This is a genomic window from Bradyrhizobium sp. Bra78 (genome assembly GCF_024519855.1).
Lineage (GTDB): Bacteria > Pseudomonadota > Alphaproteobacteria > Rhizobiales > Xanthobacteraceae > Bradyrhizobium > Bradyrhizobium japonicum_G.
In genome coordinates this window covers 22,634-38,347 of record NZ_JALJRE010000001.1, presented here as the reverse complement: position 1 = coordinate 38,347, position 15,714 = coordinate 22,634, and the positions used below count along the sequence as shown (strand labels likewise).

Annotated in this window: 13 protein-coding genes; 6 read left to right on the top strand and 7 right to left on the bottom strand. The window is 64.3% G+C overall.

Translation table 11 applies throughout. The features are described 5' to 3' along the window. Positions 1 to 18: 18 nt before the first annotated feature. Complete coding sequence (locus OC450_RS00185) at positions 19 to 1,092, bottom strand: 4-oxalomesaconate tautomerase (protein ID WP_262046952.1); 1,074 nt, start codon at positions 1,090 to 1,092, stop codon at positions 19 to 21. Positions 1,093 to 1,210: 118 nt separating this feature from the next. Here OC450_RS00185 and OC450_RS00180 point away from each other — a divergent pair, with 118 nt between their 5' ends. From OC450_RS00180 to OC450_RS00160, 5 genes are all read left to right on the top strand, one after another. Continuing rightward, positions 1,211 to 2,194, top strand: coding sequence for a LysR family transcriptional regulator (locus tag OC450_RS00180; protein ID WP_262046951.1), 984 nt, complete (start codon positions 1,211 to 1,213; stop codon positions 2,192 to 2,194). Between the two features lie 253 nt (positions 2,195 to 2,447). Beyond that, positions 2,448 to 3,833: an ABC transporter substrate-binding protein gene (locus tag OC450_RS00175; RefSeq protein WP_211382260.1), complete on the top strand. Its 1,386-nt coding sequence runs from the start codon at positions 2,448 to 2,450 to the stop codon at positions 3,831 to 3,833. 66 nt (positions 3,834 to 3,899) lie between these two features. Continuing rightward, complete coding sequence (locus tag OC450_RS00170) at positions 3,900 to 4,772, top strand: carbohydrate ABC transporter permease (RefSeq protein ID WP_211382259.1); 873 nt, start codon at positions 3,900 to 3,902, stop codon at positions 4,770 to 4,772. Further along, positions 4,769 to 5,620 (top strand): carbohydrate ABC transporter permease, encoded by an 852-nt coding sequence (locus tag OC450_RS00165; protein WP_211382258.1) that lies wholly within the window; start codon positions 4,769 to 4,771, stop codon positions 5,618 to 5,620. The genes OC450_RS00170 and OC450_RS00165 overlap by 4 nt, the downstream gene beginning before the upstream one ends. Positions 5,621 to 5,684: 64 nt before the next feature. After that, complete coding sequence (locus tag OC450_RS00160) at positions 5,685 to 6,725, top strand: hypothetical protein (protein ID WP_262046950.1); 1,041 nt, start codon at positions 5,685 to 5,687, stop codon at positions 6,723 to 6,725. On the opposite strand, the gene OC450_RS00155 is transcribed toward OC450_RS00160, so the two are convergent. The 5 genes from OC450_RS00155 to OC450_RS00135 form a co-directional block, all read right to left on the bottom strand. Beyond that, positions 6,658 to 7,470, bottom strand: coding sequence for an ABC transporter permease (locus OC450_RS00155; protein ID WP_256805706.1), 813 nt, complete (start codon positions 7,468 to 7,470; stop codon positions 6,658 to 6,660). The genes OC450_RS00160 and OC450_RS00155 overlap by 68 nt on opposite strands. 4 nt (positions 7,471 to 7,474) lie before the next feature. Beyond that, on the bottom strand, positions 7,475 to 8,389 hold the full coding sequence (locus OC450_RS00150) for an ABC transporter permease (protein ID WP_262046949.1): 915 nt from the start codon (positions 8,387 to 8,389) through the stop codon (positions 7,475 to 7,477). Then, on the bottom strand, positions 8,386 to 9,558 hold the full coding sequence (locus OC450_RS00145; protein WP_262046948.1) for an ABC transporter ATP-binding protein: 1,173 nt from the start codon (positions 9,556 to 9,558) through the stop codon (positions 8,386 to 8,388). Before OC450_RS00145 ends, OC450_RS00150 begins: the two co-directional genes overlap by 4 nt. Positions 9,559 to 9,633: 75 nt before the next feature. Continuing rightward, positions 9,634 to 11,094 carry a glycerol-3-phosphate dehydrogenase gene (locus OC450_RS00140; RefSeq protein WP_211382253.1) on the bottom strand — a complete coding sequence of 487 codons (1,461 nt, stop codon included), beginning with the start codon at positions 11,092 to 11,094 and terminating at the stop codon, positions 9,634 to 9,636. A gap of 140 nt (positions 11,095 to 11,234) precedes the next feature. Continuing rightward, positions 11,235 to 13,922: an EAL domain-containing protein gene (locus tag OC450_RS00135; RefSeq protein ID WP_211382252.1), complete on the bottom strand. Its 2,688-nt coding sequence runs from the start codon at positions 13,920 to 13,922 to the stop codon at positions 11,235 to 11,237. A gap of 202 nt (positions 13,923 to 14,124) precedes the next feature. Between OC450_RS00135 and OC450_RS00130 the strand changes: the two genes are divergently transcribed. Next, complete coding sequence (locus OC450_RS00130) at positions 14,125 to 15,228, top strand: NAD(P)/FAD-dependent oxidoreductase (RefSeq protein ID WP_211382251.1); 1,104 nt, start codon at positions 14,125 to 14,127, stop codon at positions 15,226 to 15,228. 206 nt (positions 15,229 to 15,434) lie between these two features. Here the strand turns inward: OC450_RS00130 and OC450_RS00125 are convergent, their stop codons facing one another. After that, on the bottom strand, positions 15,435 to 15,614 hold the full coding sequence (locus OC450_RS00125) for a YdcH family protein (RefSeq protein WP_211382250.1): 180 nt from the start codon (positions 15,612 to 15,614) through the stop codon (positions 15,435 to 15,437). Positions 15,615 to 15,714: the final 100 nt, after the last annotated feature.

Below are 15,714 nucleotides of genomic sequence, written 5' to 3'. Positions count from 1 at the left end.
TTTGAGAGCGACCCGGCTTCAGGCCGCCAGCACCGAATGAGGCAGGTGCGATCGGCGGGCGAAGACGTGGCCCTCGAAGATTCGCCGGGCTGTCCGCTGCACCCTGGCAACCGGGCCGGGCTCCAACCGAACCACGAGTTGGCCGGAGGGATGGGCAAGCGTGATCGTCGCCGGCGGCGCCAGCAGCCCGATCATCTCTGCAGCAATGGTTCCGGGCGTCACACACGCAGTCGCGATCGCGACAGCGCCGGTCACCGCCAGCGCGCTATGGCAGTCGTGCGGCATGAAGTAGCGGGTGTTCAACGTCGCCCCGACCGCGGGCGCAATCAGAACCGGTTTCGGAATCACCATTGACGCGGAATCCGGGAAGCCCATCCGGCGACCGGCCTCAATGCGCAGGTTTTCGAGCCGCGCGCGGAAGCCGCCGTCGGCGAAGGCCGAGGGTGCTTCACGGCCGGTCCATCCCAGATCGGCCGCGCGGACCAGCATGACGGGCATGGCTGCGTCGATGCAGGTCACGTCGATCCCTTCGATGCGGTCGACCGGACGTCCTGTCGGCAGCAGGCGACCGGTGCGTGCGCCGGCCGCGTTGGGGAACGACAGTTCGATGGGCGCGGCCGTTCCCGGTACACCGTCGATCCGCGCTTCGCCCTCATAGGTTACCCGCCCGCCGGGGGTGGCGACCGTCGCGTCAATCAGCTTGCCGGTGTTGACATTATGGATGCGCACATGGGTGCGATCTGCGGCCGCGGCGACCAGGCCGGCTTCGATTGCGAACGGCCCTACCGCCGCCAGCATGTTGCCGCAGTTCGGCGAGGTATCGACGATCCCTTCACGAACCCGCACCTGGGCGAACAGGTAGTCAACATCGGCGCCAGCCACCGATGCCGGTCCGACGATCGCGACCTTATTGGTAACGGCGTTGCCACCACCGATGCCGTCGATCCCGAAATCGTGACCACCTCCCATGACAGACAGCAGGATGGCGTCGCGCAGCCTGGGATCGGCCGGAAGATCGCCGGCCAGAAAAAACGGCCCGCGCGAGGTGCCTCCGCGCATCACCACACAGGGAATAGCGATCTGATCGTTCATGGAGCCCTTCCGTTCCCGGACATCTTTGCTCGAACCAGACCATCCCCCGTCCGAACTCTTTTGTGAAATGCAAATATCTGAAGTATTATTCCGTATATCGGTACAACGGAGCCTGCCCATGAATGCAGAACTGCTCGACCTCAAGGCGTTCATCACCGTGGCGGAGATGGGCAGCTTCGTCCGCACCGCGAAGGCGCTGAACCTGTCACAACCGGCGCTGAGCCGGCGCATTCAGAAGCTGGAGGAAAGCCTTGGCGCGCCGCTGCTCGAACGGTCCACGCGCCACGTCAATCTCACCATGACGGGCCGCGACTTCCTGCCGAAGGTGCGCCGCCTCATCGATGAGTTCGAAACCTCGGTGCTGGCCATCCAGGATATCGGCGGGCGAAGTTCGGGTCTGGTTTCGGTGGCTGCCGTGCCGACGGCGGTATTCTATTTCCTGCCGCGCGCGATCGGCCGGTTCGCCGAAGCGTATCCGCGCATTCGCATCCGGATTCTGGATATCGGCGCCAATGAAGGATTGGAAGCGGTCGCGCGCGGAGAAGCCGACTTCGGCATCAATTTCATCGGCGCTTCGCATGCCGAAATTGAATTTGAAAAACTGGTTGAAGACCCTTTCGTCCTGGCCTGTCGCCATGACCATCCGTTGGCATCGCGCAAGCAGGTGAGTTGGTCTGAGATTGTGCCGCACCGTGTCATCACGGTGGGCCGCAACAGCGGCAATCGCGCGTTGATCGACAATGCGATGGCACGGCACGGCTTGCAGCTCAACTGGACGTACGAAGTCGCTCACCTCTCCGGTTCGCTTGGCTTGGTCGAAGCGGGATTGGGCGTCGCCGTGCTACCGAGGCTGGCGACGCCAGCCGCCGGCCATCCGATCATTCACACCATTCGGTTGATCGAGCCGGACGTGTCGAGGACGATCGGAATCGTGCGCAGGCGCGGGGCGACGCTATCCCCTCATGCCAGCCAACTTCTCAAGATGCTCCTCGAGGCATGGCGCTCTCCTTCCCGAGCCAGCGGGCACGGCAAGCCGCGGAACCGCCCCGCTGAGGCAAGTTCGAATGCCGTCCTGACCGACCGGAAGGGGAAACGCCGGTAGCTCGCCGGCGAAGCGGGCAACGCTGGCGGCGAGCAGGCATGTGGAATTGCGGATGGTCGGGCGAAGCCAGCACGCACAAGCTGAATTGATTGCCGCGAATTGATGCGGCGATTGCATCGATGCACGCATTAAGCATCTTCCTTCGCCCGACACCCACGACCTAGGTCTGACAAGAAGCCGCTAGATCGGCTGACGGCCATGCGCTAGAGTTTTGTCGACCGGCTAAAACACCGGCGGCTTGAGGGAGAAAAACGTGAAATCCAAAGTTATTGGCGCACTATCACTCGCGGTCGCCGCGGTCGGGCTGTTTGCAGCCGCCGCACCCGCGTTTGCTCAGCAGAAGACCATTACGGTCTGGTGGGTGAAGGGCTTCTACAAGTCCGAAGATGACGCCCTGCTGGAGACAATCAAGAAATTCGAGGCCAAGAGCGGCATCAAGGTCGAGTTGTCGCAATACGCCGTTCAGGACATGATACCGAAGACAGTGGCGGCGCTCGATTCCGGTACCGTGCCCGATGTCGCCTATTCCGATTCCTACGACGTGCAGGCGGCGGGAAAATGGGCGTTCGAGGGCAAGCTCGAGGACTTGTCCGACATCCTGTTGCCGATGAAGTCGGCCTTTGCGCCGAACACGCTGGAGACGGCGCTGCTCTATGACGACGTTGCCAAGAAGAGGGCCTACTACGGCTTCCCCCTGAAGCAGCAGACCATGCACGTCAACATCTGGAACGACATGCTGGAGAAGGCCGGCTTCAAGCAGAGCGACATTCCGACCAAATGGGAGGATTACTGGTCGTTCTGGTGCGACAAGGTGCAGCCGGGAATCCGCAAGGCGACGGGCCAGCGCATCTACGCCGTCGGCCAGCCGATGGGCGTGGAATCCACCGACGCCTTCCAGTCTTTCTACACGTTCATGGACGCCTATAACGTCAAGCTCGTCGATGACAACGGCAAGCTCCTGGTCGACGATCCCAAGGTGCGTGACGGCTTGATCCATGCCATGAAGGATTATACTGACACCTATATCAGGGGCTGCACGCCGCCCTCCTCCACGACATGGAAGGACCCCGACAACAACGTCGCCTTCCACAACAAGACAATCGTGATGACCCACAACTTCACGATCTCGATCGCGGCGAAGTGGTTCGAGGATTCGACCAACCCGGCGCTGACCCCGGAACAGCGCGCCGCCGGCAAGAAGGCCTACGAGCAGGACATCATCACTGCTGGCTTTCCCAACAAGCCGGACGGCTCGCCGATGAAGTATCGCTCCGACGTCAAGACCGGCGCGATCTTCACGGCCTCCAAGAACAAGGCGGAAGGCAAGGAATTCATCAAGTTCCTGCTCCAGGAGGAAAACCTCAGGCCTTATGTCGAAGGCGGACTCGGCCGCTGGTTCCCGGTAACCACGGCGAGTCAGCAGAGCCCGTTCTGGCAGGCGGACAAGCATCGCAAAGCGGTCTATGCGCAGTTCACTGGCGGAACGCTGCCGTTCGACTTCACCAAGAACTACAAGTTCACGATCCTGAACAACGAGAACGTCTGGGCCAAGGCGATGAACCGGGTGGTGAGCGAGAAGGTGCCGGTGGACAAGGCCGTCGACGAAATGATTGCCCGCATCAAGCAGGTCGCGGGTTGATCTAAATTGCGAGTCGGGCCGGCCGCGGTGACACCGCGGCCGGCCGCTTTCCGGTAGGTATCCGATATGGCGATCACGCTTTCTGGCGATCATGCAATGGCCGCGCCGCCCTTGTCGGCACGGCTAACCCCGGCGCAGGTCTGGGGCATCGTGTTGCTCGCCCCTTATCTCCTCGTATTCTGTGCCTTCGTGATTTACCCCGTTGGTTACGGGCTGTGGCTGGCGCGCCATCCCGCGAGCTACGTCGCGCTCTATCACGATCCCGTCTTCGCGCGCGCCGCCGTCAACACGCTGGTCTTTTTGGTCATCGGCATCAATATCAAGATGCTGATTGCGCTGTTCTTGTCCGGTTTCTTCGTTCAGCAGCGCACCTGGATCAAATGGCTTTCCGTGCTGTTCATCCTGCCCTGGGCGGTGCCGTCGATCCCGACCATTCTGTCGGTCCGCTTCATGCTCAATCCCGAATGGGGCGTGGTCAACCAACTCATCTTCAAGTTCACCGGCGACGACGGCCCGAACTGGCTGAACGATCCGACCGTGGCGCTGGCCATGGCGATCGGTGTCCACATCTGGAAGTCGCTGCCGTTCTGGACGCTGATCCTGATCACCGGACGCCTTGCGATACCGCACGATCTGTTCGAGGCCGCGGAGGTGGATGGCGCGAGCTGGTGGCAGAAATTCCGCTTCATCACCTGGCCGTCGATGCAGACTCTTTACATCACCTGCACGCTGCTCTCGATGATCTGGACGCTCGGCGACTTCAACAGCGTCTATCTGCTGACCGGCGGCGGTCCGGCCGACCTCACGCATGTGCTGGCCACGCTCGGCATCCGCTATCTACGGCTCGACCAGCTCTCGCTCGCGATGGCATCCATCGTCTGCGCGATGCCGTTCGTGTTGCCGCTCGTGTACTTCATGATGAAACGGTTGTCGCGATGAAGCTCCCTACCTTGCGCGAAGTCGCGACCGAAGCGCGGCTCTTGCTGATCGGCATTCCCGTCTTCCTGTGGACGATGATCCCGATCTATCACATGTTCCTGTTCGCGATCTCCCCAAAGGAGGACGCGTTCTCGGGTAAGCTGTGGCCGGACCATCCGACGCTGCACAACTTCTCGATCGTGTTCCATCAGCAACACTATTTCCTTCGCGACTTCTACTTGCAGTTCTGGAATTCGATGGTCATCGCCGCCGCCGTCGGCGTGCTGACGCTGTTCATCGCGACTGCGGCCGCATTCGCGATCTCGCGGCTGCGCGTGCCGGGCGGACGCGTCGTCATGAACCTCGCGCTCTTCACCTATTTCATTCCAGCGGCGTTCCTCGCCGTGCCGATGTACAGGACCATGGGCATTTACGGCCTGCTCAACAATCACTGGTCCCTGATCCTGGCCATGGTGACGATCGCCTCACCTTACGCGATCTGGGTCTTGAAGCAGGCCTCCGACAAGCTGCCGGTCGAGCTCGACGAAGCCGCCGTGATGGACGGCGCGACCACGCCACAGATCTTCCGCCTGATCTATCTGCCGCTGATGATGCCCTCGCTGGTCGCGATCGGCACCTATGCGGTGCTGCTCGCCTGGAACGAATATCTCTACGCGTTCCTGCTGCTGTCGAACGACCGCGATATCACGCTTCCCGTCGCACTCGGCAACTTCCTCGCCGCCGACGACTCGCCGTGGGAGCTGTTGATGACCACCGGCTTCATCTACGCGCTGCCGCCGGCCGCGATCTACTATGCCTTCCGCCGCTACATGGTGGGCGGGCTGACGGCAGGAGCGGTGAAGTCCTGACGCAGCAGGACGCAACGGGACGCCACAAGCAGGGCGATCGAGCGATAGCGTGGACAATTGCGGGTTGTCCACGCCTGCTCTAGACTTCGAGCCCTATCAAGGGCTCGTCATGATGCGGGGCAACGACGCGATCCATCTCGGCCTGATGCTGCTGGCGCTCGCGGCGGCCTATCTGGTGCCGTTCGAGCTGTTGCTGCTGGCCTATGTGGTGCTCGGCCCGGCGCACTACTTCACCGAGATCTCGTGGCTGCACGACCGCAGCTACTACCTGCCCCACCGCGGCATCGCGGCTGCGCTCGCGATCCTCGCCGTGGTCGCGGCCCTGATCGACAATGCCTCCTGGTTCGGCTTCGCGATGTGGGGCGCGCTGGTCGTGTGCGCCATGCTGGCGGCGACCGCCTCGGCGATCGAAAGCATGCTGCTGTTCATGGTGGCGATCGCGCTGTCCGCGATCATGTATTCGAGCGGGTCGTCACTGGCGGTCATCGGCATCCTGATTCCGACCCTGATCCACGTCTGCCTGTTCACGCTGATCTTCATGGTGCTCGGTGCCTACCGGTCCGGTAGCCGCGTGCAGGCCGCGCTGGTGGCCGTCTACGTCGTCGCGCTCGCCACGATCCTGCTGCTGCCGCCGACCGCCGAAATCCGGATCGCGAGCTTTGCCCGCGTCGGACAGGATTATTTCGGCAATGTCGGCCCGGCCCTGAGCAGGTTGTTCGGCGTGCCCGGCCTTGTCCTCGACACCAGGCTGACGAGCCTGCTCGCCTTCGTCTACACCTACCATTACCTCAACTGGTTCATCAAAGCCGACGTGATCCGCTGGACGGCGGTGCCGAAGGCCCGTCTGGCAGCGATGGCCGCCGCCAGCGCCGCCTCCACCGCGCTGTACTTCTACGACTACGCGTTCGGCTTCACCTTCCTGCTGGCGCTGAGCCTGATCCACATCCTGCTCGAATTTCCGCTCGACAGCCTTGCGCTGCGGCAGCTTGGTGCGGCGATACAAGGCTCAGCGCGTGGATGGCACGCTGCACGGACCGCTACAGCGGCGCCGCGCTCTCGCCCTGCGCGCTCGACAGCTTCGAGGCGAGCGAAGCGATCACGATGACGACCGCGATCAGGGCGATCACCAGTGTGCAGATCGCGTTGATCTCGGGCTTCACCCCCAGCCGCACCTCCGAATAGATCCGGATCGGCAACGTCGCCGAGCCCGGGCCGGTGGTGAAGCTCGCGATCACGAGATCGTCGAGCGACAGCGTGAAAGCGAGCATCCAGCCGGCGACGATCGCGGGCGCGATCAGCGGCAGCGTGACGGCGACGAACGCGCGCATCGGGTCGCAGCCGAGGTCCATCGCGGCCTCTTCCAATGAACGGTCGAGCGAGCCGAGGCGGGACTGGACGACGACGGCGACGAAGCACATCGTCAGCGTGGTATGGGCGATCGTCACCGTCCAGAAGCCGCGCTCGGCGTTCAGCGCTACGAACAGCAGCAGCAGCGACAATCCGGTGATCACCTCCGGCATCACCAGCGGCGCGTAGAGCATGCCGGAAAACAGCGTGCGGCCGCGAAAGCGCTCTCCGCGCGACAGCGCCACGGCCGCGAGCGTTCCGAGCAGCGTGGCGATGGTCGCGGAGGAAACGGCCACCCGCAAGCTCATCCAGGCCGCCTCGATCATGGCGCGGTCATTGAAGAACTCGTGATACCAGCGCAGCGACCAGCCGCCCCACACCGTCACCAGCCGCGAGGCGTTGAAGGAATAGATGACGAGGATCAGGATCGGCAGATAGAGGAAGGCCAGACCCAGCGCGAGTGAGGCGACGTTGAAGCGGGACAGGCGAGAGACCTTGCGCATCGCCTCAGCGCCCCTGTTCCAGCTGTCGCTTCTGCAGCCGCTCGTACAGCAGCAGCGGCAGCAGCAGCACCACCAGCAGCACGATCGCCGCGGCGGATGCCACCGGCCAGTCCTTGTTGGTGAAGAATTCGAGCCACAGCGTCTGGCCGATCATCAGCGAATTGGAGCCCGCCAGGAGATCCGGAATGACGAACTCGCCGACGATCGGGATGAAGCACAGCAGCACGCCGGCGCCGACGCCGGGCAGCGACAGAGGAAAGGTGACGAGCCAGAACACCTGCCAGCGCGGCGCACCGAGATCGGAGGCAGCCTCTTCCAGCACCGGCTCCATCTTCGCGAGCGTGGCGTAGAGCGGCAGGATCATGAACGGCAGGTAGGAATAGACGATGCCGATATACATCGCGCTGTCGGTGGAGAGCCACACCACCGGCTGGCTGACCAGATGCAGCGCCAGCAGGATCCGGTTGAGCAGGCCGTCATGCTGGAGGATGTTGATCCAGGCATAGATGCGGATCAGGAACGAGGTCCAGAACGGCACGATCACCAGCACCATCGCCACCGCCTGCCAGCGCTTGGGCAGCCGCGCCATGCCGTAAGCGATGGGATAGCCGATCAGAAGCAACAGCACGGTCGCGGTGACGGCGACGGCGAGGCTGCGCTCATAGGCGAACATGTAGATGTCGTCGGAGGCGAGCAGCCTGAAATTGTCGAGCGACAGCGCGGCAAAGGCGGCCTTGATCGCTCCCCACCCCGCCGTCAGGTCGAACACCGGCTCGTAAGGCGGCTGCGCGATCGCCGTCTGCGACAGGCTGATCTTCAGCACGAAGCCGAACGGCACCAGGAAGAACAGCACCATCCAGACATAGGGCGCAATGGCGGCAAACCGCGCCGGCCGCGCGAAGATGCGACGGGAGCTCATGACGGCAGCACCACGCAATCGTCGGGCGTAAACCAGGCGACGACGTGCTGGTTCAGGCTGTAGGCGTCGACATCGAGGCGCGCGCTGTTGGCGACGGACGCCTGCATCATGCCGCCGGTGTCGAGCTTCACCTTGTAGGTGGTGGTGCCGCCGAGATAGCAGATGTCCGCGATCACGCCGTCCAGCCGGTTGATCGCCATTTCATGACCGGCCTCGCTCACAGGGCCGCGGCGCGACAGCTTGACCTTCTCGGGGCGGATCGCGACCGAAAATTTTCCCGCGCCGACCGGTTCGCGCGGCTCGGCCACCACCAGCGCACCCGCATCGCGCGTGCCGATGATCAGACGATGACCGTCGCGCAATTTGGACTCGCCGTCGAACAGATTGATGTCGCCGACGAACTCTGCGATCCAGCGCGAGCGCGGCGCCTCGTAGAGTTCGCGGGGGCTGGCGACCTGGGCGAGCTTGCCGGCCTTCATCACGCCGATCCGGCTCGCCATCGTCATCGCCTCCTCCTGGTCGTGGGTGACGATGATGAAGGTCATGCCGAGCCGGCGCTGCAGCTCCATCAGCTCGTCCTGCGTGCTCTCGCGCAGCTTCTTGTCCAGCGCTGCGAGCGGCTCATCCAGCAGAAGAAGCCGCGGACGGCGCGCCAGCGCACGCGCCAGCGCCACGCGCTGCCGCTGGCCGCCGGAGAGCTGGTCGGGCTTGCGCTTCTCGAGTCCTTCGAGCTTCACCAATGCGACCATCTCGGCCACGCGGCTGGCGATCTCCGCGCGCGCCATGCCTGCACGCTTCAGGCCGAAGGCGATGTTATCGCGCACCGACAGATGCGGAAACAGCGCGTAGTTCTGGAACATCATGTTGATCGGCCGCTCATGCGGCAGCGCCTGCGCAATGTCCTTGCCGCCGAGCAGGATGCGTCCCTCGTCCGGCGCCTCGAAGCCGGCGAGCATGCGGAGCAGCGTGGTCTTGCCGCAGCCGCTGGGCCCGAGCAGCGCAAAGAACTCGCCGGCCTTGATGTCGAGCGAGACGCCGTCGACGGCCCGGAACGTCCCGAAGGTCTTGGCGACGCCCTCGATGCGCAGCAGCGGCTGGCCCGCCGCAGGGTGCGCATCCGCGCCAGCCCCATCCGCCGCGACGTCCGTTCCGGGCAACTCTTCCGCCATGGTCCCTGCCAACCCCGATTCCGCCGCACGCTAGCGGCGGATCGGCCTTTGCTCAACCGGCTCGGGGCAGATCGTTCACATCACATTCGCCATGAACGCCGCCAGCGCGTCGCGGTCAGCCTCCGGCATGGTCAGGCCGAGCTTGGAACGGCGCCACAGGATGTCCTCCGGGAAGCGCGCCCATTCGCGGCTCATTAGATAATGCACCTCGGCACCGGTCAGGTCGGGGCCGAAGGCGGGGCCGAGCTCGTCGCGGGACTTCGCCTCACCGAGCACAGCCGATAGCCGCGAGCCGTAGGACCCGACGAGGCGCTGGGCTTGCGGCTCCGAGAGAAAGCGCCAGCGGTCGCGCGCAAGATCGACCTCGGTGTCGAAACGATCCCAGGCAAAATCTCCGCCCGGTAGCGCCGATCCAGCGGTCCAGGGCGGCGACATCGGATAGAACTTGGTCAACTTCGTCAGCGCACGCTCCGCGCGCAGGCGGGAGGTGGTGACGTCGCCGCCGAACGTCGTGATCAGCGGCGCCTTGCGCCGGCGGACATGGAACAGCGTCGTGCCATCGCGTCGGCGCGCGGACGCCAGCGTCAGGTTGACGCCTGAGACCGACCGGACCACGTCGGTCGGAGCAACACGCTCGCGGAAATAGCGGCTGGCCGCTTCGCAGAGATAGCTGACGTCGGCTCCCGGCATCGCGACGATCGCGGGATCGCCGGTGAAATCATGCGTGACCGTGCCGATCAGCGTGAAGTCGCGCTCGAGCGGGCTCGCGAAGATCAGCCGTCCATCGCTGTTCTGGAAGACGTAGACGTTATCGGAATAGAACAGCCGCGGGACGATGATCTGGCTCATCTGCATCGCCGCCATGGCGGGCTGCGGCTGCCGCAGCACGGTCTCCGCGACCATCGACGTCCAGCCGCCGGTGGCGTTGGCGAGCGCCCGGGCCGTGATCGTGCGGCGGTGGCCGCGATCGACCACCGCGAGCCGCCAGGTGTCGGTTCGATCGGCGCGCACACAACGTGCTCCGGTCCGGATCGCGGCGCCGCGCTCGGCCGCATCCAGGGCCGTGAGCACCACCAGGCGGGAATCGTCGACGACGCAGTCCGAATATTCGAAAGCCGTGCCGAATGGTCGTTTCAGCGCGTTACCGACCGGATGATGCGTGATGTCGAGGGTCGTCGCGGCAGGCAGGCCGCTCCGGTTCGTCAGCCCGTCATAGAGGAACAGGCCGGCGCGCAATAACCATGGCGGGCGCTCGTCGGAATGTGCCGGAATCACGAAGCGCATCGGCCGGACCAGATGCGGAGCGATCCGGAGCCAGGTCCGGCGCTCGGCGAGCGCCCGGTGCACCCGCCGGAAGCCACGCCGCTCCAGGACCGACAGATCCCCGTGGATCAGCCGCGGCGTCGCCGACGATGCCGCGCCGCCGAGATCGCCCTGCTCCAACAGGATGACGCGCAGGCCGCGGCCGGCCGCATCGCGGGCGAGGCTGACACCATTCAAGCCGCCGCCGATGATCGCAAGGTCGTAATCTGCCATGAAACCGTCGAGAGGGAGCGAAGCGAAACGCTCTCATCCCTAGAGCCATTTCCGTTCCGATGAAATCGGAACGGGCTCTAGATTTTTGTTCTGACGCGTTTTCTTGACGCGAACCGGTATTCAGTTCGCTCGAAAACGCTCTAACCGGTCTTGAGCGCAAGCTCCATGGCCTCGGCGCGGCCGACGAGATCAGCATATTTCCCGATCGGCAGGGGCTTGCCGAGCAGGTAGCCCTGCACGCCGTCGCAGCCCTCCTTGGCGAGGAAGGCGAGCTGCTCGATCGTCTCGACGCCTTCGGCGACGATCGACATGTCCAGGCCATGGCCGAGATCGATCACGGCGCGCACGATCGCGGCCGATTGGGGGTTGCGGCCGAGATTGATGATGAAGGCGCGGTCGATCTTGATCTTGTCGAACGGGAACGCCTGGAGATAGCTCAGCGAGGAATAGCCGCTGCCGAAATCGTCCATGGAGATGCGCACGCCGAGCGCCTTCAGCCGGCGCAGCAGGGCCAGGCCCCGGTCGAAGTCCTCGATCAGCACGCCCTCGGTGATCTCGAGCTCGAGCCGGCCGGGTGCAAGGCCCGTCTCGATCAGGATCGAATGGACCAGCCCGACCACGTCGCCGTGCATGAATTGCGCCGGCGACAGATTGACCGCGACCTGGAGCGGCTTCGGCCAGGACGACGCCTCGCGGCAGGCCTCGCGCAGGATCCACTCGCCCATCTCGACGATCAGGCCGCTTTCCTCCGCAATCGGGATGAATTCGGCCGGGGAGACCTGGCCGCGCACCGGATGCTGCCAGCGCGCCAGCGCCTCGAAGCCGATGATCTCGCTCTCCGCGACGCTGTGGCCCGCGGCTCCCTGCGGCTGGAAGGCGAGCGAGAGCTCGCCGTTCTTGATCGCCATCGAGAGGTCCTGGTGCAGCACGCGGCGATCGCGGATCTGCTGGTCCATCTCCGGCTGGAACAGGCTGATCGTGCCGCGCGATTTCTGCTTGGCACGGAACAGCGCCGCGCCGGCATTGGCCAGCAGCGAGGCACCGTCCGCGCCGTTGTGCGGGAAGATCGACATGCCGGTGGTGACGCCGGCGCGGACCGCCCGGCCGTCGATCTGGAAGTCCTCGGCGACAGCATCACCGATCTGCTGTGCCAGTGCGAGACCTGCTTCGGGCTGTTTGCCGTCGATGATCAGGCCGAACTCGTCGCCGGACAGGCGCGCCACCACGCCGCCGCGCGCGGAGTCCTGGAGCCGCTGGGCAACCTCGACCAGAAGCTTGTCGCCGAGCGCGTGACCGAAGACGTCGTTGACCTCCTTGAGGCCGTCGAGATCGACGCACAGAACCGCGAATTCCTCGCCGGTGCCCTCGCAGGCCTCGATCATCTGGGTCAGCGCCTGCAGGAAAGCCGCACGGTTCGGCAAATCGGTGAGGCCGTCGTGGTAGGCCATGTGCGCCATGCGCGACTCGGTCTGCCGGCGATCGGTGACGTCCTCGTGGGTCTTGATCAGATATTGCGGCTCGCCGGCGTCGTTCAGCACGGTGGCGCGGCGGGTGAGGAACAGTCGCAGACCGTCCTTGGTGGAGATCGGATGCTCCTCGGTGATCATCCCGCGCTTCTTGATCGCGGCTTCGTCGCGCGCGATGATCAGCTTGGCTTCCTTGGGATTGAAGATGTCGGACGCGGTCAGGCCCGTGGCTTCCTCGCGCCTGCGGTTGAGGATCGTCTCCGCGCTGCGGTTGGCGAGCAGATAGCGGCCGTCCTTGACCTGTTCGACGATCAGCGCCACCGGGATGTTGTCGACCACGAGCTCGAGGAACTTCTTCGTGCTCTCCAGCTCCTGCGACAGCGAGCGGCGGTCGGTGATGTCCTCGAACACCACCAGCAGGAATTCAGGCTTGTTGCTCTCGTTGCGGACCACGATCCGGATCGAGGCCACCATGCGCTGGGTCGCGCCGCGCTCGACCTCGAACTCGTTGCGGTACTGCCCGGCGGGCGCGATCAGCGCCGCGCGATCGGTCGCCTCGATGCTGGCCGCCGAATTCGGCGCGAACAGCTCGCGCGCGTTCTTGCCCACGACCTGGTCGCGCGAGAAACCCCAGAACCGCTCATAGGCGCTGTTGGCGAAGATGTAGCGCCCGTCCTCGATGTTCTTCGCGGCAACACAGGCCGGCACGTTGTCCAGCACCGTTTCCAGGAACTGCTTGGTGGAGGCGAGCTGTCGCGACAGTCTGCGTTGCTCGCTGACGTCCAGATGCGTCGCCACCGAGCCGCCGTTGGGCAGCACGAAATATTTGACCAGGATGGCGCGCCCGTCCGGCAGTTCGGTAATCAGGCCGTTGGTGCTCGCCGCCTTCTCGTAGAACTCGTCGTCGGAGGCGCCGCCGATTACCCCCCGCTTGCGTCGCAGCTCGAGGAGCTCGTAGCCGTTCATGCCGGTCCAGAGATCGGACCGCGCCAGACCGTAAATCTCGAGATAGCGGTCGTTGCAGAAGATGATGCGCCGCTGCGCATCCGTCATCACCACGCCCTGGTTGAGATTGTTCATGGCGGAGGAGACGAAGGCATTGCGCCGCAACTGCAAACGCCTGGTCCGGCGCAGCGAGGAATGGATCCAGAGCGCGACCGCGGCGAGGAAGGAACAGACGACGACGCCCGCGATCAGGGCTTCCCAGATCACGTTGGGGTCTAGCTTGTCGAGATAGCTCGGAGGGGCGAAGCTGCCCAAGAGGGCAGAGGCGCGCGCGGGCGCGACCGCAGCGGCCAGGCACACGACGGCCTGCACCGCAATCGGAAGCGCGCTGCCCACGTGCCAGTTCTTCTCAACCATCAGCCACCCGCGATTTCAACGTCGGATTGTCTGGCCTCGCGGGTTTGGATCGGGTAAACGCCTGTAAGCGCAACGGAAAAATGTGACGTCAAATACGGCAATTGCCCTGACATGATAAATGCTTGCTTAACGGAAAACGCCCCCGCACCGGCGTTTCCAGGCCCGATGCCACCGCCGCTTCCGGCAAACGTCCCGCACAACCATGGATAGGGTCGACTGCATCGTCATCGGAGCCGGCGTGGTCGGGCTCGCGGTGGCTCGAAAGCTGGCGCAGGCCGGGCGCGAGGTGATCGTGCTCGAGGAAGCCGAGGCCATCGGCACCATCACCTCCTCACGCAACAGCGAGGTGATCCATGCCGGCATCTACTACCGCGCCGGGAGCTGGATGGCGCGCATGTGCGTCAGCGGCAAGCACGCACTCTACCGTTACTGTTCCGAGCGCGGCATCCCGCACCGGAATTGCGGCAAGCTGATCGTCGCGACCAACCCGAAAGAGACCGAGAAGCTGCAATCGATCAGGGCGCATGCCGAGGCCAATGGCGTGCTCGACATGCAGCTGCTCGCGGGCGAGGCGGCACGCGCGCTGGAGCCGGCGCTCGCCTGCGACGCCGCGCTGCTGTCGCCGTCGACCGGCATCATCGACAGCCACGCCTACATGCTCTCGCTGCGCGGTGAAGCCGAGGAAGCGGGCGCCGCCTTCGCGTTTCACACCCCGTTGATCCGCGCCAAGGCGACCGCCGGCGCCATCGAGATCGAGGCGGGCGGCGAAGCGCCGATGACGCTGCAATGCAGCCTCCTCGTCAACGCCGCGGGGCTCTCGGCAACGACGGTGGCGCGCAACATCGACGGAATGCCGCTGGACCGGATTCCGCCGACCTATTTCGCCAAGGGAAACTACTTCAGCTGCAACGCCAGGGCGCCGTTCTCGCACCTGATCTATCCGGTGCCCGAGCCCGGCGGGCTAGGGGTGCATCTGACGCTGGACATGGCGGGGCAGGCACGCTTCGGCCCCGACGTCGAGTGGATCGAGACGATCGATTACGAGGTCGACCCGTCGCGCGCCGAGCGCTTCTACCCGGCGATCCGCAAATACTGGCCGACGCTGCCAGACGGCGCGCTGATGCCGAGCTATTCGGGCATCCGCCCGAAAATCGTGCCGCCGGCGGTGGCCACGCAGGATTTCCTGATGCAGGGCCCGCGCGATCACGGCGTCGAAGGCCTGATCAATCTGTTCGGCATCGAGTCCCCGGGACTGACATCATCGCTCGCGATCGCGGACCACGTCGCCGAGCTCGCGAATTCATAGAGCGCTTTCGAGCGAATTGGATACCGGTGCGCGGAGGGAACACACGTTCAAACCGAAGCTGGAGCCCCGTTCCGATTCCATCGGAAACGACTCTCGGCGCCGCGCAAAGATCCTTGCACGGTTCGAACCTTCCCGCAGGGATGAGCGCAACAACACTCACCCCTGCCTGAAAGGGTGCGATCAAACTCTACGCTGTTGCGGGGGTACTAGTGGAGCGTGTCGCCGTGCCTCAGACGCTCGATCTGATCCTTGACCAACAACTTCCGGCGCTTCAACTCAACAATTTGCAGGTCGTCTGTTGAAAGGTGCACGAGAGCTTCGTGCAATTCGTTTTCCAGAAGTTTGTGCTTCCGTTCCAATTCAACGAGATGTGCCTGAATTGTCATTCGAAACCTCCTCGGTAGGGGTGAACCTCAGGATTCGATCCGGACAAGGAAGTCTACATCACCGTTTCGTTCTGTCGATGGGTATCCGTCGTCGCAGCGT